The sequence below is a fragment of the Pseudomonas tremae genome (assembly GCF_001401155.1).
GTDB lineage: Bacteria > Pseudomonadota > Gammaproteobacteria > Pseudomonadales > Pseudomonadaceae > Aquipseudomonas > Aquipseudomonas tremae.
Genome location: NZ_LJRO01000048.1, coordinates 21,051 through 45,328, shown reverse-complemented (window position 1 = coordinate 45,328; position 24,278 = coordinate 21,051). Strand labels below are relative to the sequence as shown.

The window sequence follows — 24,278 nt, the reverse complement described above, 5'->3', positions numbered from 1 at the left end:
GCCTGCTTCGGTAATTCCCGGTCGCACAGAACGAGTAACGCTGTCACGCTTGGCGTCTACGCTTGTTCAGCGTCACATGACCAAATTGCCCCAAGGAGCGCGCATGGCAGCCCTGTCCCCTTCTTCACAGGATCGCTGGCTCGATCTGAACGATGTGTTGCGTGACCTGGTTGCCGAAGGCTACCTGAGTCAGGACGACTCGGAGACCGCACTCGCGCAACGTCGCAGCGCGGTAAACATTCAACTGCACCCGCTCGAATTTCTGGCGTCGCTGCAGTTCGACGACCTGAAGCGTCCCGGCAAAAAGCTGGACGTAGAAACCCTGACTGCCTGGCTGGCAAAAATCTGTGGCCAGCCTTACATGCGTATCGATCCGCTGAAGATCAATGTCGCAGCGGTCACGCCGCTGATGTCCTATGCATTCGCCCAGCGCCACAAGATTCTGGCCGTGGCAGTCGATCGTGAATCAGTGACCATCGCCAGCGCCCAGCCCTACGTGCGCTCGTGGGAAGCCGACCTCTCACATGTGCTCAAGCTTCAGGTGAAACGCGTCGTCGCCAACCCGGCAGACATCCAGCGCATGGCGATGGAGTTTTTCAGGCTGGCCAAGTCGGTCAGCGGCGCCAATGCGTCCGAACAGAAAATGAGCAACATGGGCAACTTCGAACAGTTGCTCAAGCTCGGGGCCAGTGATCAGGAGCCCGACGCCAACGATGCGCACATCGTCAATATCGTCGACTGGCTGTTCCAGTACGCGTTTCAGCAACGGGCCAGCGATATCCACATAGAGCCGCGCCGTGAACAAGGCACCGTGCGCTTTCGCATCGACGGCGTGCTGCACAACGTCTATCAGTTCCCGGCACAGGTCATCATGGCCATTGTCAGCCGCCTGAAGAGCCTCGGACGGATGAACGTCGCCGAAAAGCGCAAACCGCAGGACGGTCGGGTCAAGACCACCACGCCCGAAAATCGTGAAGTGGAGCTGCGCCTGTCGACCTTGCCCACAGCATTCGGCGAAAAGATGGTGATGCGGATTTTCGACCCGGAAGTACTGCTCAAGGACTTCGACCAGCTGGGGTTTTCCAGTGATGACCTGCGTCGCTGGCAGGAGATGACCCGCCAGCCCAACGGCATCATTCTGGTCACCGGCCCGACCGGTTCGGGCAAGACCACCACGCTGTACACCACTCTTAAAAAGCTCGCGACCTCTGAGGTCAACCTCTGCACCATCGAGGACCCTATCGAGATGGTCGAGCCCGCCTTCAACCAGATGCAGGTGCAGCACAACATTGATCTGAGCTTTGCCGCTGGCGTGCGCGCCCTGATGCGGCAAGACCCTGATATCATCATGATCGGCGAAATTCGCGACCTGGAGACAGCTGAAATGGCTATTCAGGCGGCACTGACTGGTCACTTGGTGCTGTCGACGCTGCACACCAACGACGCGCCCAGCGCCATCAGCCGCATGCTCGAGCTGGGAGTACCGCATTATCTGCTCAAGGCGACGATACTCGGCGTGATGGCCCAACGCCTGGTGCGTACGCTGTGCCCGCACTGCAAGGCGCCGATCAATCTGAACGAGACTGACTGGCAAACCCTGACACGCCCCTGGCAAGCCCCCGTACCGGCTGGTGCGCATCAGGCAGTTGGCTGCGTGGAATGTCGCGATACCGGCTATCGGGGCCGCGCCGGGGTTTACGAGATCATGGTCATGTCAGACAACATCAAGGCATTGATCTCCGCAGACCTGGACCTCACTGCCATGCGCCGTCAGGCCTTCAAGGAAGGCATGCGCAGCTTGCGCCTGTCGGGTGCACAAAAGGTCTCGGCTGGGCTGACTACACTGGAAGAAGTGCTGAGGGTGACGCCGCAGAGCGAGCAGCGCTGAGCGGGTTGAGCGCCCTCTTCAGCGGCTGTGCCAACAGGCTTGTTAAGGAAAATCCGCTAAAGTGAACTAGCCGGTACACATTGATTGAACTAGTTCGTGGGTTTAGCTATCCAACCCCTCAGAACAACCACAGTTGGAGTACCAAATCATGCGTCTCAAGTTTGCTGTCGCCACCGTAGCCTTGCTTTCCATCCCGATGGGTTCAGCGATGGCTGACACCTTTTGGCGTAATGTGCTGTCCTCGGGCGCCACCACTGGCTCGACTTACCTGACCTTCAAGGATCACAAGCTGATCGTTGCCGCTCAAGATGACGCCGGCAGCTACGTTGCCAGCAATGGCGACATCCGCGGCCCGTTCCTCGAAGCCGCTATCCAGCAAGTGCGTAAAGAAAATCCGGGCCTGAAAGCCACGGACATGGAGCTGGCCAACGCGATCCTGGACAAGAACCTGGTCGCTGAAAACCAGTAAGCGTCACGCATAAAAAATGCCGCTCGATGAGCGGCATTTTTTTATCCGGCAATTACTCGCCGATGGCGCTTTTGTAACCTGCAGCGTCCAGCAGTTTGGCCAGATCAGCCTCAGCGTTGGCAGGTTTCAGCTTGAAGATCCAGGCACTGTAAGGTTCGCTGTTAAGCGATTCGGGCGAGTCGCCCAGTGCTTCGTTGACCGCGACAACCTCACCCGCAACCGGTGAGTAGATATCCGAGGCAGCCTTGACCGACTCGACAACACCAGCGGCATCACCGCCAGCGAATACCTTGCCGATCTCCGGCAGTTCGACGAACACCACATCGCCCAGCGCTTCCTGTGCGTGATCCGAGATACCGACGGTCACTGTACCGTCAGCCTCCAGGCGTGCCCATTCATGACTTTCGGCGAAACGCAGCTCGGCGGGAATATTGCTCATTTAGTCATCCTCAACATCGGGTCAGCGGAAAACCCGCCATAGGTTAAATCAAGGCTTTGCCATGCCGCACGAAGGCCGGCTGCACGACACGCACCGGATACCACTTGCCGCGGATTTCCACCTCGGCCCGGTCAGCAGTCGCCATCGGCACACGCGCCAAGGCAATGGATTTGCTCAGCGTAGGAGAGAAGCTACCACTGGTGATCTCACCTTCGCCAATTTCTGCGATTCTTACAACCTGATGCGCCCGCAAGACGCCGCGCTCTTCGAGCACCAGACCGACCAGCTTGGAGGCAATGCCGTCAACGCGTTCGCGCTCCAGAGCCTTGCGCCCAATGAAATCACGCTCGGAAGGCTCCCAGGCGATGCTCCAGGCAATATTCGACACCAGCGGTGAAACACCCTCGCCAATGTCCTGACCATAAAGGTTCATACCCGCTTCGAGGCGCAAGGTGTCACGGGCGCCAAGGCCGATGGGAGAAATGCCCGCACCGACCAGATCATTGAAAAAGCTCGGCGCCTGCTCGGCCGGCAGCATGATTTCCAGACCGTCTTCGCCGGTATAACCGGTACGCGCGATGAACCAGTCAGCGTCATCACGACCTTCGAACGGTTTAAGCTCATTGATCAACCTGGCGCGAGAGCTGGTCACCAGGTCGGCAATTCTGGCCCGCGAGCGTGGCCCCTGAATAGCCAGAATCGCCATCTCGCTCCGCTCGTTCAGCTGCACCTCGGCGTCGCCCAGTTGTGACTTCATCCAGGCCAGGTCCTTGGCGCCATTTGCGGCGTTGACCACCAGACGATAACCCTCGGCCGTGAGGTAGACGATCATATCGTCGATGATGCCGCCTGCGTCGTCCAGCATGACGCTGTAAAGCGCCCTGCCCGGTGTCTTGAGCCTGTCGACATCGTTGGCCAGCAGATAACGCAGCCAGCTTCGGGCATCACGACCGAGCACGTCGATCACGTTCATGTGAGAGACATCGAAGACCCCACAGTCGCGACGCACCTGGTGGTGCTCTTCGACCTGCGATCCATAATGCAATGGCATGTCCCAACCACCAAAATCGACCATTTTCGCCCCAAGAGCGAGGTGCAGGTCGAACAGGGGGGTACGCTGTCCCATGGGTTTCTCCTTCCGGGCGTGGCGAAGGTGCGGGCAGAAAATATCGGCAAGCCCCCCAATAAACCGGAGTTTGCAGCACATTACAGCTGACCGAATAATCTGACAGACCGCACCAATTGCGGCGCATTGTAGCCGCAAGGTGCGGGACCCGCACCTAACCAATCTGACGGGCAGAGCGCCGAATCAACACAATGACGGGTAATAATCCTACAAGCACAAGCGACAAAGCTGGCAACGCTGCTCGCGCCCACTCGCCCTCGCTGGTCATTTCGAAGATCCGCACGGCCAACGTATCCCAGCCAAACGGGCGCATAAGCAGGGTGGCAGGCATTTCCTTGAGCACATCCACGAACACCAGAAGCGCTGCGCTGAGCGCGCCAGGCACCAGAAGTGGCAAATACACGTTGAGAAACAACTTTGGCCCGCTGACGCCGAGGCTACGAGCCGCTTCGGGCAAGGAAGGACGAATGCGCGACAGACTGTGCTCCAGCGGACCGAAGGCCACCGCAATGAAGCGCACCAGATACGCCAGTAACAGAGCCGACAGGCTGCCCAGCAACAGCGGCTTGCCTGCGCCTCCCAGCCAACCCGAAAGCGGGACGACCAGCGCACGGTCCAGGTAACTGAATGCCAGCATGATCGACACCGCCAACACCGAACCCGGCAGCGCGTAGCCAAGGTTGGCGAGGCTGACGCCCGAACGTATGGCAGGCGTAGGCGCCATGCGTCGGGCGAAGGCCAGAACCAGCGCAACGCTGACGGTGATCAGCGCCGCCATGCCGCCCAGATAGAGGGTGTGCAGAATCAGCCCGGTGTAGCGCTCGTCCAGATCGAAACGGCCTCGCTGCCAGACCCAGATGATCAACTGCAGCACCGGCACGACAAAAGCACAGATAAACACCAGTCCACACCAGGCGCTCGCGCCCCACGCCTTGAGGCCCCGCAACGGGTAGAGCGCGGCAGCCCGAGGCCGTTCGCTGGCGGGTCGGTTTGCACCTCTGGCCCGGCGTTCGCCGTACAACAGAATGAGCACCGCCAGGAGTAAGAGGCTGGCCAGCTGAGCAGCGCTGGACAGGCTGAAGAAGCCATACCAGGTCTTGTAGATGGCGGTGGTGAAAGTGTCGAAGTTGAACACCGAGACAGCGCCGAAGTCTGCCAGCGTTTCCATGAGCGCCAGCGCCACACCCGCACCGATCGCCGGACGGGCCATGGGCAGCGCTACGCGCCAGAACGCTTGCAGAGGCGAGTTGCCCAGTACCCGCGCAGCTTCCATCAACCCTTTGCCTTGCGCCAGAAAGGCGGTGCGTGCCAGCAGGTAGACGTAGGGGTAGAAGACCAGCACCAGCACGATGATCACCCCGCCGGTAGAGCGCACTCGCGGCAGGCGCAGGCCTGAACCGAACCATTCGCGCATCAAGCTCTGCACCGGCCCGGAAAAATCCAGCAGCCCGACAAAGACGAATGCCAATACGTAAGCAGGGATTGCGAACGGCAGCATCAGCGCCCAGTCCAGCCAGCGCCGGCCCGGGAACTCGCACAGGCTGGTCAGCCAGGCCAGGCTAACCCCCAACAGCGTGACGCCGACACCGACCCCCAGCAGCAGGATCAGCGTGTTGCTCAACAGACGCGACATCTGGGTTTCAAGCAGGTAGGACCAGATCTGTGTGTCGACGGTCTCCCACGACAGCAGCAACACGCTCAGTGGCATTAATACCAGTGCCGCGATGGCAAAAACCAGCGGGTACCAGCGGCGTTGGACGGGATGGGCCAAGGGATTCTCGAAGTCAGGAGTGATACGTCACTAAGTAATACATCTATCGAAACCGGAAGCAGAGCGTCCAGAACAGCGCTCCCACGCTGGAGCATGGGAGCGATCATGCGGTGGGTATTAAATCAATTCCAGCCGGCACGATCCATCATGCGTATCGCTTCCGCCTGACGCTTGCCTGCCACTTCAACCGGCAGGGTGTCGGCCTTGAACTGACCCCAGCTAGCCACTTCTTCCGAGGGCGACACCTTCGGGTTGGCCGGGAACTCCTGATTGACGCTGGAGAAAATCGTCTGGGCCTCAGGACCGGTCATCCACTCGACCAGCGCCTTGGCGGCTTCCGGATGCGGGGCATATTTGGTCAGCCCGATGCCCGACAGGTTGACGTGTACGCCCCGGTCGGACTGGTTCGGCCAGAACAGTTTTACCGCAAGGTCCGGCTTCTGTTTGTGCAGGCGTCCATAGTAGTAAGAGTTGACGATGCCCACATCGCACTGCCCGGCGTTGATCGCCTCAAGCACTGCGATGTCATCGGAAAACACGTCGGTGGACAGGTTGTTCACCCAGCCCTTGAGGATCTTCTCGGAGGCTTCGGCGCCGTGGGTTTCGATCAGGGTGGCGGTCAACGACTGGTTGTAGACCTTCTTCGCAGTGCGCAGGCACAGGCGTCCTTCCCAGTGCTTGTCGGCCAGCGCTTCGTACGTCGTCAACTCGGCTGGCTTCACCCGGTCAGTGGAGTAGGCAATGGTACGTGCGCGAAGGCTAAGCCCGGTCCAGCTGTGTGTGGACGAGCGATACTGAGGCGGAATGTTGGCGTCGATAACAGGCGAGGTGAACGGCTGCAGGATACCCATCTGCTCGGCCTGCCAGAGGTTACCGGCATCGACCGTCAGCAACAGGTCGGCGGTCGCATTTTCGCCCTCGGCCTTGATGCGCTGCATCAGCGGCGCTTCCTTGTCGGTGATGAACTTGATCTTCACGCCGGTTTTAGCGGTGTATGCATCGAAAACCGGTTTGATCAGCTCGTCGATACGAGAGGAGTACACCACCACCTCATCGGCAGCCTGGGCGGTGCTGCCCAGTAAAGTCAGTGTCAGGGCAGCCAGAAGATGCTTGCTTGCCTGCATCGGGGTATCTCGCGTTCGCAAATGAGGCGAGATGATAGTGAATCCCATTTGCTATCTCAATCGAAGAGGCGCCAGAGCCATTACCGGATGTTTCCAGCTTGCTCAGCACACCGCTTTCGCTCTGGAGAAGTTGGCAATTCTGCGCAGCCTTTCCACGTCGAACACTTCAAGATGCCCTTCATCAAGGCGCACAATCCTGCGCTCATGCAGGTCCTGCAGCACCTCAGCCAGGGCCGGAGGCGAGAGCGCCAGACGTTGTACCGCCTGAATGTCATTCAGCGTTATCACACGCCGGGCATGACTCAGCGGACCATAGCCCTCGCTCAGCATCAGCAGACGCCACGCGACACGAGCCCGGGGAGGCAGTTGTTGCATTTTTTCCGGATTTTGCAGTGGCAAACCGATTTTTCGGCTGAGCAGAGCCGCAAACGAAGGCCAGTATTCCGGCTGTCGGTCGAGCAATTCGATCAGAAATTGCTGAGGGAAATGCAGAAAAATGCTCTGCTCCAGCGAACGGACCTCGAAACGGCGCGGCAACCCGTCGAACAATGAGACTTCACCGAACCAGCAGGGTGGACATACAGGCTGCATGTGCGACAGCAGACGCTGCTCCCGGGGGGCGCCGATACGCACGCTGCCCTCCAGCAGTACATAAATGCCACACGGCGGATCGCCTTTTTTTAAACAGCATTCTGCCAGGCGTCCTGCGCAACTGGTGCGCTGCCCCCAGCAGGCTATCCTGCAAACCTGCAGGCAAATGGGAGAACCAGTAATCGGACAGCAGCCTTGGCCGCCAAGACACTCCGTTTGTCATGTGTGCTCCCTTTTATCTCAGGCCTGCATGTTGTAAAACAACGTCAGCTCGACCGGCTTAACGTCTCAGGCAGGAATAATAATGAAAACCCTTGTCGATCATCTCAGCCAATACGCCGCTTATCACCGTGATTCGCGCAATATCGTGACGCACTTCGTGGGTATCCCGTTAATAGTGCTGGCAGTGGCAGTACTTTTATCGCGTCCTGGCTGGAACATCGGCGTGGTCTGGGTATCGCCTGCGGCCTTGCTGGCGCTGGGTTCTACTGTTTTCTATCTACGGCTGGACCGGGCGCTGGGTGCGGTCATGGCGGTATCACTGGCGCTGTGCCTCTGGGCCGGGGCGAACCTTGCACAACAGACCACTATGGTCTGGCTGAGCGCTGGTGTCGGGCTGTTTGTGGTCGGCTGGGTTATCCAGTTCATCGGCCATTACTTCGAAGGCCGCAAACCGGCATTCATCGATGACCTGACGGGCCTGATCATCGGCCCGCTGTTCGTGGTCGCGGAACTGGCGTTCCTGATGGGCCTGCGCAAACCCTTGCAGCACGCTATCGAAGAACGCTCCGGGCCAGCGGGGCGCAACGTGCGCAAGGCTGCTGCGTGAGCAACGAGAGACTTCACTCCGGAACGAGCGCCCTCACTCCACCGCTTCAGAGCTTCTGCCACACCTTCGGTTTGAAGAACAATGTCTCGCCTTTGGCAAGGCCCACCAGGCTGTCGTGATCCTTCACCACTTCGGCTTCGATCAGTTCGCTCTGCCCTTCGACCTTCAGCGTTACCCGCGTGGTTGCACCCAGCGGGCGGATGTCGCGGACTTCAGCGGCATGATGGTCTTCGAGCTCCTGACGCGACAGCGACACTTCATGCGGGCGAAACAGCACCTGACCTTCGTCGCCCAGGCTGAGCCGGTTGGAGTCGCCGAGAAAGTGGTAGACGAAATCGTTGGAGGGCTTCTCATACACCTCGCCCGGCGAGCCGATCTGTTCGATCACGCCCTTGTTCATCACCACGATGCGGTCAGCCACTTCCATGGCTTCCTCCTGATCGTGGGTCACGAACACCGACGTCAGGTTGATGTCTTCATGCAGGCGCGCCAGCCAGCGACGCAGCTCCTTGCGAACCTTGGCGTCCAGCGCGCCGAACGGCTCGTCCAGCAGCAGCACCTTGGGCTCTACCGCCAGCGCGCGGGCCAGGGCGATACGCTGACGCTGACCACCTGACAACTGCTCCGGGTAACGATCCGCCAGCCAGTCCAGTTGCACCATGTTCAGTAGTTCGTGGACTTTTTCAGCGATGCGCGTTTCATTCGGGCGCTCGCGCTTGGGCTTCATGCGCAGGCCGAAGGCGACGTTGTCGAACACGGTCATGTGGCGGAACAGCGCGTAGTGCTGAAACACGAAACCGACGTTGCGATCGCGCACGTCATGACCGGAAACGTCCTCGCCGTGGAAGACGATGCTGCCGTCGTCCGGGGTTTCCAGACCGGCAATAATGCGCAGCAGCGTGGTCTTGCCGCAGCCTGAAGGGCCCAGCAAAGCGACCAGCTCGCCACTCTGGATGTCCAGACTGATGTTGTTCAGAGCCTTGAAAGCGTTGAAATTTTTGCTGACGTTACGGACTTCGATCGACATGATTATTCCTCCGCCGCGTTATGGCGCAGACGGTTAATGCGCGATTCGCTCCACTGCTTGAGCAGCAGGATGAACAGCGCCAGGATCAGCAACAGGCTCGCCACGGCAAAGGCTGCGACGTGGTTGTACTCGTTGTAGAGAATTTCGACGTGCAGCGGCAGGGTGTTGGTAACGCCGCGAATGTGCCCGGACACCACTGACACAGCGCCGAACTCACCCATCGCCCGCGCGGTACACAGCACCACACCATAGATCAGGCCCCATTTGATGTTCGGCACCGTGACGTGCCAGAACATCTGCCAGCCATTGGCGCCGAGTAGCCGCGCTGCCTCTTCTTCCTGCGTGCCCTGCTCCTGCATCAGCGGGATCAGCTCACGTGCCACGAACGGCACGGTGACGAAAATGGTCGCCAGCACAATGCCTGGCAGCGCAAATACGATCTGGATGTCGTGATCCTGCAGCCACGGCCCGAACAAGCCCTGCGCGCCGAACATCAGCACGTAGACCAGCCCGGCGATGACCGGCGAGACCGAGAACGGCAGATCGATCAGCGTGACCAGAATGCTCTTGCCGCGGAACGAGTATTTGCTCACGCACCATGCGGCGCTGACGCCGAACACCAGATTGAGCGGCACCGAAATCAGCACCGCAATCACCGTCAGCTTGAGGGCCGACAAGGCATCCGGTTCAAGAATGGCGGTGAAGAAAGCGCCCAGGCCGTTCTTCAGCCCCTGAGACACCACGATGAACAGTGGCAAGCCCAGAAACAGCACGAACACCAGCCAGCACAGGCCGATCAGGATACGCCGCGAGACCTTGCTGCCACGGCGGGCGTCGTTGGCTGAGGCGGCGGCTGAAACAGATGAATAAGACATGTTCTGCGCCTCCTCAGGATGGGGTTTCGATGCGCCGCTGCAGCAGATTGATCAGCAGCAGCAGAATGAAGGACACCACCAGCATCATCACGCCGATAGCGGTGGCGCCGGTGTAATCGTACTGGTCGAGTTTGACCATGATCAGCAGCGGCAGAATCTCGGTTTTCATCGGCATGTTGCCGGCGATGAAAATAACCGAGCCGTACTCGCCAACACCACGGGCAAACGCAAGGGCGAACCCGGTCAGCCAGGCAGGCAGCAATGCCGGCACCAGAATGTGGCGGAATACCTGCCACGGGCGGGCGCCAAGGCAGGCAGCGGCTTCTTCGACTTCTCGGGGGATATCCGCCAGCACCGGCTGCACCGTGCGCACCACGAACGGCAGCGTGACGAAGGTCAGCGCGAGGGTGATGCCCAGTGGCGTGTAGGCGATCTTGAAGCCCAGATCGGCAGCGAACTGGCCGACCCAGCCATTGGGTGCGTACAGCGCTGTCAGGGCGATGCCGGCCACAGCGGTCGGCAGGGCGAACGGCAGATCGATCATCGCATCGATGATCTTGCGACCGGGAAAGGTGTAACGTACCAGCACCCAGGCCAGCAGCGTGCCGATCACACCATTGATAAGGGCCGCATAGAAGGCAGTGCCGAAGCTCAGTTTGAGGGCAGCGATCACGCGAGGCGCGGTGATGATGGTCCAGAACTGATCCCAGGTAAGCTGCGCGGCATGCACGAACATGGCGGCCAGCGGTATTAGCACAATCAGACTGAGGTACACCAAGGTGTAGCCCAGCGTCAGCCCGAAGCCGGGTATGACGGGGGAGATACGACGCGACATAAAAGTCCCTGGTTTCACTTGCACGAAGCCCGGACGTCAGTCCGGGCTGCTTTACCCTGTCTGCGATGCCACTCGCGCAGCACCCGCAGTCGGCTTATTGCGCCTGGTAAATCTGGTCGAACACGCCGCCGTCATTGAAAAACTTCGGCTGAGCAGTCTTCCAGCCACCAAAGTCTTTGTCGATAGTCACCAGATCGAGTTTCGGGAATTGCTTCTCGTACTTGGCAGCGACTTCGGCATCACGTGGACGATAGAAGTTTTTTGCAGCAATTTCCTGACCTTCCTTGCTGTACAGGTGCTTGAGGTACTCGGTGGCAATCTCGGTGTTGCCCTTCTTCTCGGCATTCTTGTCGACCACAGCCACTGGCGGCTCGGCGAGGATCGACAGCGAAGGCACGACAATGTCGAACTTGTCCTTGCCGCCGTCTTCCTTCAGCGCGAGAAACGCTTCGTTTTCCCAGGCCAGCAACACATCGCCCTGACCGTTGTTGACAAAAGTAATGGTCGAACCGCGTGCGCCGGTGTCCAGAATCGGCACGTGCTTGAACAGTGTTTGCACGTACTCCTTGGCCTTGGCTTCGTCACCACCGCCGGCTTTCAGGCCGTAGGCCCAAGCGGCGAGGAAATTCCAGCGCGCACCGCCCGAGGTTTTCGGGTTGGGCGTGATCACCGACACGCCCTCTTTGGTGAGATCGCCCCAGTCCTTGATGCCTTTCGGGTTGCCCTTGCGTACCAGAAACACGATGGTCGAGGTATACGGCGTGCTCGCGTCCGGCAGGCGGGTCTGCCAGTTTTCAGGCAGGGACTTGCCCAGCTTGGCTATTTCGTCGATGTCACCGGCCAGCGCCAGCGTCACCACGTCGGCACGCAGGCCGTCGATCACGCCACGCGCCTGCTTGCCCGAACCACCGTGGGACTGCTTGATATCGACCTTGTCGTCCGGGTGCGACTTCTTCCAGTAATTGACGAATTCTGCGTTGTAATCCTGATACAGCTCGCGTGTCGGATCGTACGACACGTTGAGCAGCTCGTAATCCTTGGCAACAGCCGAACCTGCGAAAACAGCACTGGCGATAGCCGCCAGTGCAAAATAGCGAATGGACATGATTGAAGCTCCTGGAAATTCTGTGTGTCGGCTGTTTGAATTCTTCTTCGCGCGTCAGAACGGCATTCGTGCTGGCGAGCTGCTTTTCAGGGTGTATCAGGAGTTGGAATGAAGCCCTCCGGTGGACCAGTCGGGTGTCGCCTCAGCTTTGCTTCGGAGTAGAGTTCTGCAACCGAAATTTTTCCTTTCGCTCGATCTGTACTACTTGCGCGTTATGAACAGTGATTTCGACGGCGCCAAAACGCAGGTCACGCAACGCACTCTGAATCTCACGCAGAATGGCTGCTTCGTCCTGACCGTCAACACTACGTAGAGATGCGCTCATTATCTTATTCCTTGACATGTGAGAAGCCTGCCGTCGCGACTGGGGTCGATGGCCATGGCGGTGACGCAATGATAGTGAGGCGCAGATATTCTTAAAAAGACTATTTAAGAATGCAGATATAACCAAAATGACTTTAGCGGAATGGCGCAAAACCAAGGTGCATTGCGCACCCCGGCACGCGTGCTGTGCTCACCCGCTTTGCTGGTCGAAAACCGGAGCATGCGCCCAGTCGATCGCCTGAGCGACCATTGGCCTCGCAAACCAGTAGCCCTGCCCCAGTTCGCAATCGTTCTCCCACAAAAATGCAGCCTGACTGGCCTCCTCTATGCCTTCTGCCAGCACGCGCATGCCAAGGCTGGAAGCCAGTGTGATGATGGCCCGGACAATGGCGATATCATCACGATCATTCGGCAAGCCAGCTACAAAGCCCTGATCGATCTTGAGTTTCTGCACCGGCATGCGCTTGAGCCGCAGCAGTGAAGAGTAGCCCGTACCGAAGTCGTCAATCGCCAGGCTCAAGCCCATCTCGCGCAATCGGTGCAATTGCTCGATGGCCTGATCCGGGTTCTCCATCACCGCACTTTCAGTGACCTCCAACTCCAGAAACGCACTCTCGAGCCCAGTGTCACGCAACACCTGCGCAACCTGAAGGTCCAGATCACCCCGGCTGAACAGGCGGCTGGACACGTTAACCGCCACAAATTCGATGGGCACGCCCTCCGCCAGCCATGCTTTCATCTGCCGACAGGCCGTATTCAATACCCAGGCATCGATATCGACGATCAGCCCGCTTTGCTCGGCAATGGGGATGAATTCACCGGGCGAGACCATCCCGCGCGAGGGGTGCTGCCAGCGCACCAGCGCTTCGACACCGCATATACGCCGAGTCGCCAGGTCGTGAACCGGCTGATAGAAAACCCGCAGTTCTGCCTGCGCGATGGCCTGGCGCAATTCGCTGGCCAGTTGCACCCGCTGCTGGGCGTGAGCAGTCAGCTCCTCGGTATAGAAAGCAAACACATCACGGCCATCGCCCTTGGCCTTGAACAGCGCAGAGTCGGCGTTGCGCAACAGTTGCTCGACAGTCAGCGCATCGCCGGGAAACAGGCTGATACCGATGCTGGCAGAAACGAACAACTGATGACCAGCGATGGCGTACGGCGCCTTGAATGCATCGATCACCTGTTGCGCCAGAGCCGCTGCATGCACCATTTGGGGACAATTCTTGACCAGTAGCGCGAATTCGTCGCCACCCAGACGCGCCACTGTCATCTCGCTGTCAGACACGCTCTTGAGTCGCTCGGCAGCCGCCTTGAGCACCTCATCGCCCACGTTGTGACCAAGGCTGTCGTTGATGTTCCTGAAGTTATCGAGATCCACCAGCAACAGCGCACAGCCGCGCTTGCTGAACCGCGCCGAGGTCAGCGCCTGACTGATACGGTCTGTCAGCAGCAGGCGATTGGGCAGTTCGGTCAGGGCGTCATAGTGCGACAGCTGCGCCAGTTCCTGCTCGGAGCGCTTGATGGCAGTGATGTCGGAGAACACCGCCACGAAATGCCGGACCTGACCGTCCTCACCCTTGACGCTGCGAATGGTTTGCCACTGAGGATAGATTTCACCGCTTTTGCGCCGGTTCCAGATCTCGCCACTCCACTGCCCGGCGCTGACAAGCGAGTGATACATCTGCCGGTAGAACTCAGGCCCGTGCCGACCCGACTTGAATTTGCTGGGGTTGAAGCCCAACACCTCATCGGCCTGATAGCCGGTGATGTCCATGAACGCACGATTGACGTGGACGATACGGCCTTGCGCATCGCTGACCAGCACGCCCTCACGGGTACTGTCGAACACCACAGCCGCCAGCAACAGCCGCTCGTAGTCCTGCTGTCGACGCTCGAAAAGCGCCTTGCCACCGATAATGCTCATCAATCTGTCACGAGCAATGAAGATCATGACGGCGCTAAGCAGTACCCAGCCGTAACCGATCATCTGTTGGCCAATAGCCAGTCGAGCCGGTTCGACGATGAAAAGGGGCAGAAGAAAGTCGGCTGTCGCGAACCACAAAACCGACAGCACCCCATACAGGACGGCGGTTCGCAGCGCGTCTCGGGAATAATCGGACATAAAAGCGGGATGCCTTGCGAAAGGTCTGGATTATAAAGCAAGAAACATCCTGCGACTCTTATCTGAAAGGGTGACTGGTTTTCTTTGTAATGTCAGTGATAATGCTCCGGCAACTTTTTTCTTTACCGGTTTTTTTACGAGGGCCAAACAGCCTATGTGGTACAACGGTTTGCTCGACCTTTCCGTCTGGCAGGTAATAGCAGTCACGCTGGTGATGACTCACGTGACTATTATTGGCGTCACGGTCTATCTGCACCGCTACTCGGCCCACCGCTCGCTTGAACTCAATGCGGGGCTGAAACACTTCTTCCGTTTCTGGCTTTGGCTGACCACTGCCCAGAACACCCGCGAGTGGACAGCCATCCACCGCAAGCACCACGCAAAATGTGAAACCGTCGATGACCCGCACAGCCCGGTCGTCAAAGGTCTGTCCACCGTCCTTCGCAAAGGCGCCGAGCTGTATCGCGAAGAAGCGCAGAATCAGGACACACTGCGTATCTACGGCAAGAACTGCCCGGAAGACTGGATCGAGCGCAACCTCTACTCGCGCTACAAGCTGCTGGGCATCGCCCTGATGGCCGTGATCGACTTGGCGCTGTTCGGCGCGCTCGGCATCACCGTCTGGGCCGTACAGATGATGTGGATTCCGTTCTGGGCCGCCGGCGTAGTCAACGGCCTGGGCCATGCGGTCGGTTATCGCAACTTCGAATGCCGGGACGCGGCCACCAATCTGGTGCCGTGGGGCATCGTGATCGGCGGCGAAGAGCTGCACAACAATCACCATACCTACCCCAACTCGGCCAAGCTTTCGGTCAAGCCATGGGAGTTCGACATGGGCTGGGCGTGGATCAAGGTGTTCAGTTTTCTGGGTCTGGCCAAGGTCCAGCGGGTCGCGCCCATCGCCCATCGGGTCGAAGGCAAGGGCAGCATGGACATGGACACCGCCATGGCGATTCTCAACAATCGCTTCCAGATCATGGCCCAGTATCGCAAGCTGGTCATCGCGCCTCTGGTTGCCCAGGAACTGAGCAAGGCCGACGAATCGGTGCGTCACCAGTTCCGTCGCGCCAAACGGCTGCTGTCGCGGGAGACCAGCCTGCTCGATGACAAGCACCATCTGCGTATCCAGACCATGCTGGAACACAGCCATGCATTGAAAGTTATTTACGAGAAGCGCCTGGCGCTGCAACAGATCTGGGTCAAGACCAGCAGCAACGGTCATGACATGCTGTCTGCCATGAAAGAGTGGATTCACGAGGCCGAGGCCAGTGGCATCCAGTCCCTGCGCGACTTCGCCGATCAGCTGAAAACCTACTCGCTGCGCCCCGCCCACGCTTGATACCGTTGATCGGCGCGCCTCCCGCAGGCGCGCCGGTCCCGGAACTTATCCCCCTCCCGACCTATCTCACCAACTTCCCCGCTAATCGGGAAAGGGCGCGGCACTGGCCGTAAACGCTTGAGATGGTTCTTATGGAAAAGCAGTCTCCCACAGCCCTACCCGGCACGCCGATCACTGATATGCCCGCAGCCACAGAAACCCTGTTAGCCCTGATGCACGCACAGGCAGAAGTCGCACGCCTGAGCGAGCGTGAACAACTGTTCAGCTCATTGCTTGTGAGTGTGAACGCAGTGCTATGGGCGTTCGACTGGGAAACCCAGCACATGATTTATGTCAGCCCTGCCTACGAGCGCATCTTCGGACGCTCGGCGGGCCTGCTATTGGCTGATTACAGCGAGTGGCGCGACAGCATCTACCCGGACGACCTGAGCTACGCCGAGCGCAGCCTGAACGAGGTTATCGAGAAGGGTTCGATCGAGGATCGCGAGTACCGGATCATTCGCGCAGATGGCGAAGTACGCTGGCTCAGCGACAAATGCTTCGTCAGCCACAGGGCCGATGCCAGCCAGCGCCTGATCGTGGTGGGCATTGCCGAAGATATCACCGAGAAGAAACACCTCGAGGATGAGCTGCAGCGCCTGGCCACCACCGACGTACTGACCCAAAGCAGCAACCGCCGGCACTTCTTCGAATGCGCCCAGCGAGAATTCGAGCTGGCGCGCCTCAACGGTACGCCGCTGGCCTTCCTGCTGCTGGACATCGATGACTTCAAGCTGGTGAACGACACTTACGGCCACCAAGAAGGCGACACGGTCCTGCAACGCATCGCGGAAAGCGGCCGCTCGGCCTTGAGGCGTGGCGATCTGTTCGGGCGTATTGGCGGCGAAGAATTCGCCGCAGTATTCCCCGGCTGCGCGCCGGATATGGCCATGCAGATCGCCGAGCGCCTGCAACGCGAGATTCAGCGCCAGAATTTCCAGTCAGGCGGCGTGACGTTCAGCATCACCGCCAGCCAGGGCCTGACCAACCTCGGCCCCGAAGACCAAAGCCTCGAAGCCCTTTACGGCCGCGCCGACGCGGCGATGTATCAAGCCAAGCGCCAAGGCAAGAATCAGATCGTACCGGCTTGAATCAGCCGGGGATTGCAAGAGTGGGCCGGGCGACGCGCCGCTTTTCCACGATCTCCCGGACTGTGTGACCTCCAGTATGTGGAACCGCCTGTATGTGGGAGTGGACTTGTCCACGAACTGCCAAGAACTGGCAGCCAAACGGCGCGGCGCAGATTTGTGACGCAGAGCTTCACCTAAGACATTCCCACGCTGGAGCGTGCGGAACGATAATCGTCGGTAAGATCACTATCGTGCCCATGCCCCGCGTGGGCATGCCGTTCTGGACGCTCTTCGTCCGCTCCTGACGCTGGTCACGCTCTTATTTCTTCGGTAAATCCGGAACAGCGGCTGCAGAATCTTCGATAGCGGCAGGCGCCTCTGGCGTCAGGTCCAGCAAATCGGGCTCATCTTCCTTAACCTCATCGGCAGCCACTTCAGGCTCGACCGGGAGCGGTATCAGCAAGCTCGGGTCAGTCACGCCGGTCAGTTTCTTGCGCAAGCGCTGCAGATCACCGACGCTCAGCTTCAATAACTTCGCCGACTTGGTCTTGACCAGTGTCGTGACACTCTCTTCCTCACCCAGACGCGCCATCTGCCCCGCCAGGTTCATTACCAGCACTTCGCGGGTGAAGATGCCAGTGTTGTACTGATACACCGCAGCGATCAGCTCACGCAGCTCCAGCGGCAAGCGCCAGCGGGTGCGCAGCGCGGAACCGAAGGCTGCCGAGTATTGCTCCAGTGACTGCCGGATAACCTGCTCATTCAGCTCGCCACCCGCCAGCAGCCATTCCTGCAAGCAGCCCAATACCGCCAGGTCGCCCAACGATTGCAGCAGACCGGCACAGAAGCAGCGCTCTGCATCCAGCTCCAGCATGCTGCCCAGAATGCGTGCGTAGTCGGCGGTGCGTTGCGACATCGTCCAGAACTCATGGGCCTGCGCCAGCAAAGCGTCGTCGGTCAGCACCGCCATGCGTTTCTTCGCCAGCCCGGACGCGATATTAGCGCCCTGCACCGGCCCCAGAATAGCCAGCGCCCCTGCCATGGTCTGGACAGGTTTGCCCAGGTGCTGGGCAGCACTGTTGGCGGCAGCAATCAGTACCGCGGTTATATGAGGATCGTTGCGCAATTCCTGCTCGAGCAGCACCACGTCGATGCCGCCCGGCGTCTGACTGAGCTTCACTGCCGTCGCTACGTCAACGTACAGCGGCGCGCCGTCGGCTACGTCTCGGCGCTTGTCGAGAAACTTGGTCAGCGTCAGCCCGGGCGTCAGGGCTGGCACCTCGCCCGGAGCAGCGGCGCGTTGCTCCAGCAACAGGCTTTCAAGACGCTGACGCAGCCCCTCGGTGTTCAGTGGTTTGGTCAGATAAGCGGTCGGAGCAAGCGGCAACACTTCACGCACGCTTGCGCTGTCGTTGCGGTTGCTGATGAGGATGAACGGAATGGCAGGCTGGCGACGCAAATTGCGCACGCCACGCAACAGGCTCAGACCGTCCACGCCCGGCAACTCGCGCGCGGCAATCACCAGATCCGGCAGTTGCTTTTTCATCCATTCGACGGCTTGTCTGCCATCGGTACACATCTCTAGCTCGACATCCCCACGCACACCCAGCACCAGGTCGCTGAGCGTCTCGCGCACCCACGGATCAGACTCGGCAATCAGTACGCGAGGTACGGCGGGCAAAACTACAGCAGTCATCATGACTCTCCGATGTCGATGCGCTCACCTTAGCCAATGCAATCGCCCGGATATAGCCAAAAGAGCGAAAAACCATGCTCCAGACCAAAAAAAACCCGTCGGAACGGGCTTTTTTTGTCTGTTTGGTCAAAAATCAATCAATTCGTGACCTCACACTTTTTACGCGATTTCAGCAAAGCACTCGTCGAGAATGGCCAGGCCACGGTTCAGCAATTCATCTTCGGCGGTCAGCGGTACAAGCACACGCAACACGTTACCGTAGGTGCCGCATGACAGCAGAATCAGGCCCTTGTCGCGCGCCTTGGCGACCACCTGAGCCACTGCAGCAGCGTTAGGCTTGTGCGAATCGCCGTCTTCGAACAGCTCGACTGCGATCATCGCGCCCAACGCTCGCACTTCGCCGATCACCGGGTACTTGGCCTGCATCTCCTTGAGCGACGTCACCAGACGCTCGCCTACTGCCTTGCAGCGCTCCAGCAGATGCTCTTCTTCAAAGATATCCAGAACCGCCAGCGCTGCTGCGCACGCCACCGGGCTACCGGCGTACGTGCCGCCCAGACCGCCAGGGGCGATGGCGTCCATGTATTCAGCCTTGCCGCACACGCCCGCCAGCGGGAAGCCGCCTGCGATGGACTTGGCGAAAGTAGTCAGGTCGGCAGAAACACCCATCTGCTCCATGGCGAAGAACGTGCCGGTACGGCCAGCGCCGGTCTGTACTTCATCGGCAATCAGCAGAATACCGTGCTTGTCGCACAGCTCGCGCAGACGCAGCATGAATGCTTTAGGCGCGACGTAGAAACCACCCTCGCCCTGTACGGGTTCGATGATGATCGCCGCAATGTCCTTCGGCTCGGCGTCGTTCTTGAAAATACGCTCGATGCTGGCGATGGAATCGTCGACACTCACGCCATGCAGCTCGCACGGGTACAGTGCGCGGAAGATTCCGCCCGGCATCAGGCCCATGCCCGCCGAGTAGGGTACGACCTTGCCAGTCAGACCGAGGGTCATCATGGTACGGCCATGATAAGCACCGGTGAACGCGATCACACCGGCACGGCCAGTGGCAGCACGGGCGATCTTGACGGCGTTTTCCACCGCTTCGGAACCCGTGGTCACCAGCAGGGTTTTCTTGTCGAAATCACCTGGCACTTTGGCGTTGATCTTTTCGCACAACTCGACGTATGGCTCGTACGCCAGCACCTGGAAGCAGGTATGGCTCAGCTTGGTCAGCTGCTCTTGCACGGCGGCGATGATCTTCGGGTGCAGGTGACCGGTGTTCAACACCGCAATACCGCCGGCGAAGTCGATGAATTCACGACCTTCTACGTCAGTTACGGTGGCGTTCTTCGCCGAAGCAGCGAAGATCGGGTGGATCTGCCCAACGCCGCGTGGTACGGCGGCATGGCGGCGTTGCATCAGGGAGTCGTTAGTCTTGCTCATGTATTCCTCATTCGCCGCTCATCGGTCGGCGTGGTTCAAGGATCAAGCGGGCTGGATCAACTGCAACAGCATACGATGATCGACTGCTGCAGCCTTCAGGCCACCAAGAAACTGCGATGCTGCAAAAAGCCGATGACACGTCGCTCTCGCGCGCCATCGGCTGCACTGCCTAAGCGTCATTCTGACCGAGTCAGTCAGTCAAACCGACAGGCAGAGGTATTTGATTTCCAGGTAGTCTTCAATGCCGTACTTGGAGCCTTCACGGCCCAGACCCGAAGACTTGATCCCGCCGAACGGTGCCAGTTCGTTGGAGATCAGGCCGGTATTGATACCCACCATGCCATATTCCAGCGCCTCGGCGACCCGGAACACGCGGCTCATGTTCTGCGCATAGAAGTACGACGCCAGACCGAACTCGGTGTCGTTGGCCATCTCGATCACTTCGGCCTCGTCCTTGAAGCGGAACAGCGGAGCCAGCGGACCGAAGGTTTCTTCCCTGGCAACGGCGGCATCTTTCGACACGTTGACCAGAATGGTTGGCTCGAAGAACGAGCCTTCCAGGCTGTTGCCGCCGGTCAGCACCGTCGCGCCTTTGGCGACCGCGTCGGCGATGTGTTCCTTGACCTTGGCCACAGCCTTGTCATCGATCAGCGGGCCGGTGGTGATGCCTTCTTCAAGACCGTTACCGATCTTCAGCTTGCCGACTGCGGCCTTGAGCTTCTCGGCGAACGCGTCATACACAGCGTCCTGCACATAGATTCGGTTGGCACAGACGCAGGTCTGGCCGTTGTTGCGGTACTTGGAAATCATCGCGCCTTCGACTGCCTTGTCGAGGTCGGCATCGTCGAACACGATGAAAGGCGCGTTGCCGCCCAACTCCAGCGACACCTTTTTGATGTCCTTGGCGCATTCAGCCATCAACTGACGACCAATGTCGGTCGAGCCCGTGAAGGACAACTTGCGCACGATCGGGTTACCGGTCAGCTCGCTGCCGATATCGCCCGCGCTGCCCGTTACCACACTGAACACGCCCGCCGGGATGCCCGCACGCTCGGCCAGTTCAGCCAGCGCCAGTGCAGAAAACGGCGTTTGCGACGCAGGCTTGAGCACCATGGTGCAACCCGCCGCCAGCGCAGGACCGGCCTTGCGGGTGATCATTGCCGCCGGGAAGTTCCAAGGCGTAATCGCCGCCGTCACACCGATCGGCTGCTTGAGCACAATCAGACGCTTGTCCGGTTGGTGACCAGGGATCACATCGCCATAGACGCGCTTGGCTTCTTCGGCGAACCACTCGATGAATGACGCAGCGTAGGTGATCTCGCCCTTGGCTTCAGCCAGCGGCTTGCCCTGCTCCAGCGTCATCAACAGACCCAGGTCGTCCTGGTTTTCGATCATCAGCTCGAACCAGCGGCGCAGCTTATTGCCACGCTCCTTGGCGGTCAGCGCACGCCAGGCCGGCAGCGCCTTGTCAGCCGCCTCAATCGCCCGACGCGTCTCGGCCGCGCCCATTTTTGGCACAGTGCCGAGGATTTCATTGTTGGCCGGGTTGTTGACCTTGATCGACTGACCACCGTCCGCGTCCAGCCACTGGCCGTTGATGTAGGCTTGCTGGCGGAACAGGGTGGAATCTTTGAGCTGCATGTCGGCCTCCTAAACAGCACCGCCCACAGGCGGCGCGAACAATTGAATATCGATGCACCTCATTTGGAAGCCATCGCCAGGAAAACATTCCATCGGGTTCCAGCGATGCACAGCGCATAAAAGCAGGAAGACCGAACAAGAGCGTTTGAAATCTCAAACGAATCCTAGGCATTGCGGGGGCAAAGGACAATAGGCCGTTCGAAAAAAAGAACGGCCCTATAGAGTTGTGTGGTTTTCTGATCAGCGTCGAGCCTGGGCGCAAAGGTATCTTGCAGCCCGATTTTGCTCAGGCAGCCTTGCCCTTCAATGTGAACAGGCTCAACCCCAAACCGATAAACGACGCGCCGAACACCCGATTGACGTATTTGCGCCGACGCGCGGAGTTGAGATGACGTTTGAGCCTGAGTGCCAGCAGCGCATAAAAGGCATGGGCGACCATTGAGCAACCGGCGAAAGTCAGGATCAACACCCCGGTCTGTTCCATCTGCATATTGCCCGGCTGGATGAACTGCGGCAGAAACGCGATGAAAAACAGGATCGCCTTGGGGTTGGTCAGCGCCACCGAGATGCCTTTTGCAAACAGGCTGCCTGCAGAAACCGCATTAGGCACGGTCGCCAGCTCATCGAATGCACTTCGCGCGCTGCGCCACTGCTTGATCCCCAGATAAACCAGATACCCCGCGCCTGCAACCTTCAGGACCAGAAACGCCGTGGCGGACGCCACCAGCACCGCGCCCAGCCCTGCAGTTACCAACGTTGCAACAATGATCAACCCGAGCACGTTACCGAGCGAACCGATCATCGCCCGGGCCGCGCCGTGGCTCATCGAGTTCGACAACGCCATGACCACCGCCGGGCCGGGCGTCAGCGTAACCAGCATGGCAATCATTGCGAAGCTCAGCCACTGATGTATCGATTCCATTTTTACTCTCCAAGTGGCGCAGGTTTAACGCACGCCTGTAGCGCTATCGATAGTCTGGCAGCGTGAACGACTGGACTGCCGGCGTCAGCGCCCTGGCAGCACGCTTGCTGATAAAGGGAGTTGCAACGATACGCTGCAAGGCACGAAGGATCGTAACACCGGTACGACTGCGAGGATGAACCAGACGCGGAACAAGCTTCGGCACGCTCTGCGACTTTTTCACCATAGGCCGTAAAACGTACTCATAGGCGGCGAGCGCCTCTTTAATAGAGTCAGTTTTGGTGAACTCGCCGGCCAGTACATACGCGCCTATCAGGGCCAGCGAAGCGCCGACCCCGCCCAAGGGCGTGACACACCACGCCGCATCGCCCAGCAACACCACCGTGCCGTTCGACCAGCGATCAATCTTCACCTGGCGCAAATCATCGAACCAGAAGTCGTCCGCAGCCTCCATACCCTCAAGCAGACGAGGCACCTCCCAGCCCGCGCCTGCAAACGACGCCTGAAGAAACGCCTTCTGCTCGGCAACGCTGTTGCCGACAGTCAGGTGGCTTCGGCCCTGCACATTAAAGAACGCACGCGTCGTACCGCGATTGTCCGGACGAACGCCCGCACTGCGACCGCCCACCGCGTTATACCAGCGCGCGGTCTGGCTATCGGTCGGCGCACGAGGCACGGTAAAGAACGCGCTGGCCAGGTCCATCCGGCGCGGTTGATTCTCGCCGGGGAACACCAATTCCCGCGTGCGCGAGCCGACACCCTCGGCAATGATCAACAGATCAAAACGCTCTACGCCACCACTCTCGAACGTGACCGACACACCCTCCTCATCATGCTCGACCGAAATAATGCGGTCGCCAAAGCGATAAAACGCGTCAGCCGACGAAGCCTCATAAAGCAGACGCGCAAGATCACCGCGCAACACCTCAAGCTCGGCCGTCGGGCCGTCTCCGTCCAGACCAGCCAGATCAATGCGCGCCGCCGTGCGGTTATCCTCATCGACCCACGCAAGCCCCGTCTCGCCAGTGTTGAGGCCCTTCACCGCCTGCTCAAGCCCCATCAGGCGCAAGACCTCCCGAGCCGCGCCCCGCACATCCACATTCTGCCCGCCATCGCGAAAGGCAGGCGCCTGCTCGACAACCGTGACATCGCAATCGCGCTGCGTCAGCCACCAGGCCGCGGCACAACCCGCGATACTGGCCCCGGTAATAAGAACGCGGCACGGGCTGCGCTCGATGCTTTTGAACTGATTGATAAGGTGCCCCCGGTTAGAACGATCTGCTGGACGGTATTGGCTGCATCATGCACCACCCGACGGCAGTGCCGGAAGCAGCCGTTTATACCGGTGTGAGCGTCAGTAGATATGGAGCGAAGCATGCTCATGGCTGCCCGTCTGCGGGGCGCGCAGGATGATTTGCGTTGCAAGCCGCCTGTAACTGGACGCCCCGTACCCATGTGAGTATCATGGCGCCCGCGCTGCACCAGTAGCTCAGCTGGATAGAGTACTGCCCTCCGAAGGCAGGGGTCGTGGGTTCGAATCCCGCCTGGTGCACCACCTTATATCCCTTGTATAACAAGGGGTTAGCTTCACTGTCAGAAACATGTC

The 24,278-nt window shown here is 59.4% G+C and carries 19 protein-coding genes, 1 tRNA gene and 2 pseudogenes; 6 read left to right on the top strand and 16 right to left on the bottom strand.

Annotation, left to right across the window (positions count from 1 at the left end; all coding sequences use genetic code 11):
• Positions 1 to 103: 103 nt before the first annotated feature.
• Together ALO43_RS02905 and ALO43_RS02900 are read left to right on the top strand one after the other, a co-directional pair.
• A complete protein-coding gene (locus tag ALO43_RS02905) occupies positions 104 to 1,888 on the top strand; it encodes a GspE/PulE family protein (protein WP_024669156.1) in 1,785 nt (594 codons plus the stop codon).
• 148 nt (positions 1,889 to 2,036) lie between these two features.
• The gene (locus ALO43_RS02900; protein WP_005887951.1) at positions 2,037 to 2,357 is read left to right on the top strand and encodes a DUF2388 domain-containing protein; all 321 of its coding nucleotides are present in this window, start codon (positions 2,037 to 2,039) and stop codon (positions 2,355 to 2,357) included.
• 52 nt (positions 2,358 to 2,409) lie between these two features.
• On the opposite strand, the gene gcvH is transcribed toward ALO43_RS02900, so the two are convergent.
• The 5 genes and pseudogenes from gcvH to ALO43_RS02875 all read right to left on the bottom strand — a co-directional run bounded on the left by gcvH (position 2,410) and on the right by ALO43_RS02875 (position 7,631).
• Positions 2,410 to 2,796, bottom strand: coding sequence for a glycine cleavage system protein GcvH (gene gcvH / locus ALO43_RS02895; protein ID WP_024669155.1), 387 nt, complete (start codon positions 2,794 to 2,796; stop codon positions 2,410 to 2,412).
• 43 nt (positions 2,797 to 2,839) lie between these two features.
• Positions 2,840 to 3,922 carry a glycine cleavage system aminomethyltransferase GcvT gene (gcvT, locus tag ALO43_RS02890; protein ID WP_005887949.1) on the bottom strand — a complete coding sequence of 361 codons (1,083 nt, stop codon included), beginning with the start codon at positions 3,920 to 3,922 and terminating at the stop codon, positions 2,840 to 2,842.
• A gap of 154 nt (positions 3,923 to 4,076) precedes the next feature.
• The gene (locus ALO43_RS02885; RefSeq protein ID WP_054997083.1) at positions 4,077 to 5,693 is read right to left on the bottom strand and encodes an ABC transporter permease; all 1,617 of its coding nucleotides are present in this window, start codon (positions 5,691 to 5,693) and stop codon (positions 4,077 to 4,079) included.
• A 122-nt stretch (positions 5,694 to 5,815) separates the two neighbouring features.
• The gene (locus ALO43_RS02880) at positions 5,816 to 6,817 is read right to left on the bottom strand and encodes an extracellular solute-binding protein (RefSeq protein ID WP_053481064.1); all 1,002 of its coding nucleotides are present in this window, start codon (positions 6,815 to 6,817) and stop codon (positions 5,816 to 5,818) included.
• A 102-nt stretch (positions 6,818 to 6,919) separates the two neighbouring features.
• Positions 6,920 to 7,631, bottom strand: a pseudogene (locus ALO43_RS02875) (Crp/Fnr family transcriptional regulator).
• Between the two features lie 81 nt (positions 7,632 to 7,712).
• Between ALO43_RS02875 and ALO43_RS02870 the strand changes: the two are divergent.
• Positions 7,713 to 8,237 carry an Mpo1 family 2-hydroxy fatty acid dioxygenase gene (locus ALO43_RS02870; protein ID WP_024669151.1) on the top strand — a complete coding sequence of 175 codons (525 nt, stop codon included), beginning with the start codon at positions 7,713 to 7,715 and terminating at the stop codon, positions 8,235 to 8,237.
• Positions 8,238 to 8,283: 46 nt separating this feature from the next.
• Here ALO43_RS02870 and ALO43_RS02865 read toward each other — a convergent pair whose 3' ends face one another.
• The 6 genes from ALO43_RS02865 to dibA form a co-directional block, all read right to left on the bottom strand.
• The gene (locus ALO43_RS02865; protein ID WP_024669150.1) at positions 8,284 to 9,264 is read right to left on the bottom strand and encodes a sulfate/molybdate ABC transporter ATP-binding protein; all 981 of its coding nucleotides are present in this window, start codon (positions 9,262 to 9,264) and stop codon (positions 8,284 to 8,286) included.
• 2 nt (positions 9,265 to 9,266) lie between these two features.
• Positions 9,267 to 10,139: a sulfate ABC transporter permease subunit CysW gene (gene cysW / locus ALO43_RS02860; RefSeq protein ID WP_054997082.1), complete on the bottom strand. Its 873-nt coding sequence runs from the start codon at positions 10,137 to 10,139 to the stop codon at positions 9,267 to 9,269.
• A gap of 13 nt (positions 10,140 to 10,152) precedes the next feature.
• Positions 10,153 to 10,974: a sulfate ABC transporter permease subunit CysT gene (gene cysT, locus ALO43_RS02855; protein WP_005887934.1), complete on the bottom strand. Its 822-nt coding sequence runs from the start codon at positions 10,972 to 10,974 to the stop codon at positions 10,153 to 10,155.
• A gap of 94 nt (positions 10,975 to 11,068) precedes the next feature.
• Positions 11,069 to 12,079, bottom strand: coding sequence for a sulfate ABC transporter substrate-binding protein (locus ALO43_RS02850; protein WP_054997081.1), 1,011 nt, complete (start codon positions 12,077 to 12,079; stop codon positions 11,069 to 11,071).
• Between the two features lie 142 nt (positions 12,080 to 12,221).
• The gene (oscA, locus tag ALO43_RS02845) at positions 12,222 to 12,404 is read right to left on the bottom strand and encodes a sulfur starvation response protein OscA (RefSeq protein ID WP_005887929.1); all 183 of its coding nucleotides are present in this window, start codon (positions 12,402 to 12,404) and stop codon (positions 12,222 to 12,224) included.
• A 189-nt stretch (positions 12,405 to 12,593) separates the two neighbouring features.
• A complete protein-coding gene (gene dibA, locus ALO43_RS02840; RefSeq protein WP_024669148.1) occupies positions 12,594 to 14,525 on the bottom strand; it encodes a phosphodiesterase DibA in 1,932 nt (643 codons plus the stop codon).
• Positions 14,526 to 14,679: 154 nt separating this feature from the next.
• Between dibA and desA the strand changes: the two genes are divergently transcribed.
• Both desA and ALO43_RS02830 read left to right on the top strand, forming a co-directional pair.
• Entirely contained in the window at positions 14,680 to 15,864 is a 1,185-nt protein-coding gene (desA, locus tag ALO43_RS02835; protein WP_005887927.1) for a delta-9 fatty acid desaturase DesA, read from the top strand.
• A 131-nt stretch (positions 15,865 to 15,995) separates the two neighbouring features.
• Entirely contained in the window at positions 15,996 to 16,994 is a 999-nt protein-coding gene (locus tag ALO43_RS02830) for a GGDEF domain-containing protein (protein WP_054997080.1), read from the top strand.
• 298 nt (positions 16,995 to 17,292) lie between these two features.
• Here ALO43_RS02830 and ALO43_RS02825 read toward each other — a convergent pair whose 3' ends face one another.
• From ALO43_RS02825 to ALO43_RS02805, 5 genes and pseudogenes are all read right to left on the bottom strand, one after another.
• On the bottom strand, positions 17,293 to 18,672 hold the full coding sequence (locus ALO43_RS02825) for a response regulator (protein WP_054997079.1): 1,380 nt from the start codon (positions 18,670 to 18,672) through the stop codon (positions 17,293 to 17,295).
• A 156-nt stretch (positions 18,673 to 18,828) separates the two neighbouring features.
• On the bottom strand, positions 18,829 to 20,109 hold the full coding sequence (gene gabT / locus ALO43_RS02820; RefSeq protein ID WP_005887924.1) for a 4-aminobutyrate--2-oxoglutarate transaminase: 1,281 nt from the start codon (positions 20,107 to 20,109) through the stop codon (positions 18,829 to 18,831).
• A gap of 198 nt (positions 20,110 to 20,307) precedes the next feature.
• A complete protein-coding gene (gene gabD / locus ALO43_RS02815) occupies positions 20,308 to 21,750 on the bottom strand; it encodes an NADP-dependent succinate-semialdehyde dehydrogenase (protein WP_005887923.1) in 1,443 nt (480 codons plus the stop codon).
• Between the two features lie 286 nt (positions 21,751 to 22,036).
• On the bottom strand, positions 22,037 to 22,672 hold the full coding sequence (locus ALO43_RS02810) for a LysE family translocator (protein WP_054997078.1): 636 nt from the start codon (positions 22,670 to 22,672) through the stop codon (positions 22,037 to 22,039).
• A gap of 43 nt (positions 22,673 to 22,715) precedes the next feature.
• A pseudogene (locus ALO43_RS02805) lies at positions 22,716 to 23,983 on the bottom strand (FAD-dependent monooxygenase).
• Between the two features lie 167 nt (positions 23,984 to 24,150).
• On the opposite strand from ALO43_RS02805, the gene ALO43_RS02800 reads away from it, so the two are divergent.
• A tRNA-Arg gene (locus ALO43_RS02800) sits at positions 24,151 to 24,227 on the top strand.
• The last annotated feature ends 51 nt before the right edge of the window (positions 24,228 to 24,278 follow it).

Excerpts from the sequence above, each read along its gene's own strand:
- ALO43_RS02900 (WP_005887951.1), top strand. The coding sequence starts at position 2,037 with ATGCGTCTCAAGTTTGCTGTCGCCACCGTAGCCTTGCTTTCCATCCCG.
- gcvT (WP_005887949.1), bottom strand. The coding sequence starts at position 3,922 with ATGGGACAGCGTACCCCCCTGTTCGACCTGCACCTCGCTCTTGGGGCG.
- cysW (WP_054997082.1), bottom strand. The coding sequence starts at position 10,139 with ATGTCTTATTCATCTGTTTCAGCCGCCGCCTCAGCCAACGACGCCCGC.
- gabT (WP_005887924.1), bottom strand. The coding sequence starts at position 20,109 with ATGAGCAAGACTAACGACTCCCTGATGCAACGCCGCCATGCCGCCGTA.
- ALO43_RS02905 (WP_024669156.1), top strand. The coding sequence starts at position 104 with ATGGCAGCCCTGTCCCCTTCTTCACAGGATCGCTGGCTCGATCTGAAC.
- ALO43_RS02865 (WP_024669150.1), bottom strand. The coding sequence starts at position 9,264 with ATGTCGATCGAAGTCCGTAACGTCAGCAAAAATTTCAACGCTTTCAAG.
- ALO43_RS02870 (WP_024669151.1), top strand. The coding sequence starts at position 7,713 with ATGAAAACCCTTGTCGATCATCTCAGCCAATACGCCGCTTATCACCGT.
- ALO43_RS02880 (WP_053481064.1), bottom strand. The coding sequence starts at position 6,817 with ATGCAGGCAAGCAAGCATCTTCTGGCTGCCCTGACACTGACTTTACTG.
- ALO43_RS02810 (WP_054997078.1), bottom strand. The coding sequence starts at position 22,672 with ATGGAATCGATACATCAGTGGCTGAGCTTCGCAATGATTGCCATGCTG.
- dibA (WP_024669148.1), bottom strand. The coding sequence starts at position 14,525 with ATGTCCGATTATTCCCGAGACGCGCTGCGAACCGCCGTCCTGTATGGG.
- desA (WP_005887927.1), top strand. The coding sequence starts at position 14,680 with ATGTGGTACAACGGTTTGCTCGACCTTTCCGTCTGGCAGGTAATAGCA.
- gabD (WP_005887923.1), bottom strand. The coding sequence starts at position 21,750 with ATGCAGCTCAAAGATTCCACCCTGTTCCGCCAGCAAGCCTACATCAAC.
- ALO43_RS02850 (WP_054997081.1), bottom strand. The coding sequence starts at position 12,079 with ATGTCCATTCGCTATTTTGCACTGGCGGCTATCGCCAGTGCTGTTTTC.
- ALO43_RS02830 (WP_054997080.1), top strand. The coding sequence starts at position 15,996 with ATGGAAAAGCAGTCTCCCACAGCCCTACCCGGCACGCCGATCACTGAT.
- cysT (WP_005887934.1), bottom strand. The coding sequence starts at position 10,974 with ATGTCGCGTCGTATCTCCCCCGTCATACCCGGCTTCGGGCTGACGCTG.
- ALO43_RS02825 (WP_054997079.1), bottom strand. The coding sequence starts at position 18,672 with ATGATGACTGCTGTAGTTTTGCCCGCCGTACCTCGCGTACTGATTGCC.
- gcvH (WP_024669155.1), bottom strand. The coding sequence starts at position 2,796 with ATGAGCAATATTCCCGCCGAGCTGCGTTTCGCCGAAAGTCATGAATGG.
- oscA (WP_005887929.1), bottom strand. The coding sequence starts at position 12,404 with ATGAGCGCATCTCTACGTAGTGTTGACGGTCAGGACGAAGCAGCCATT.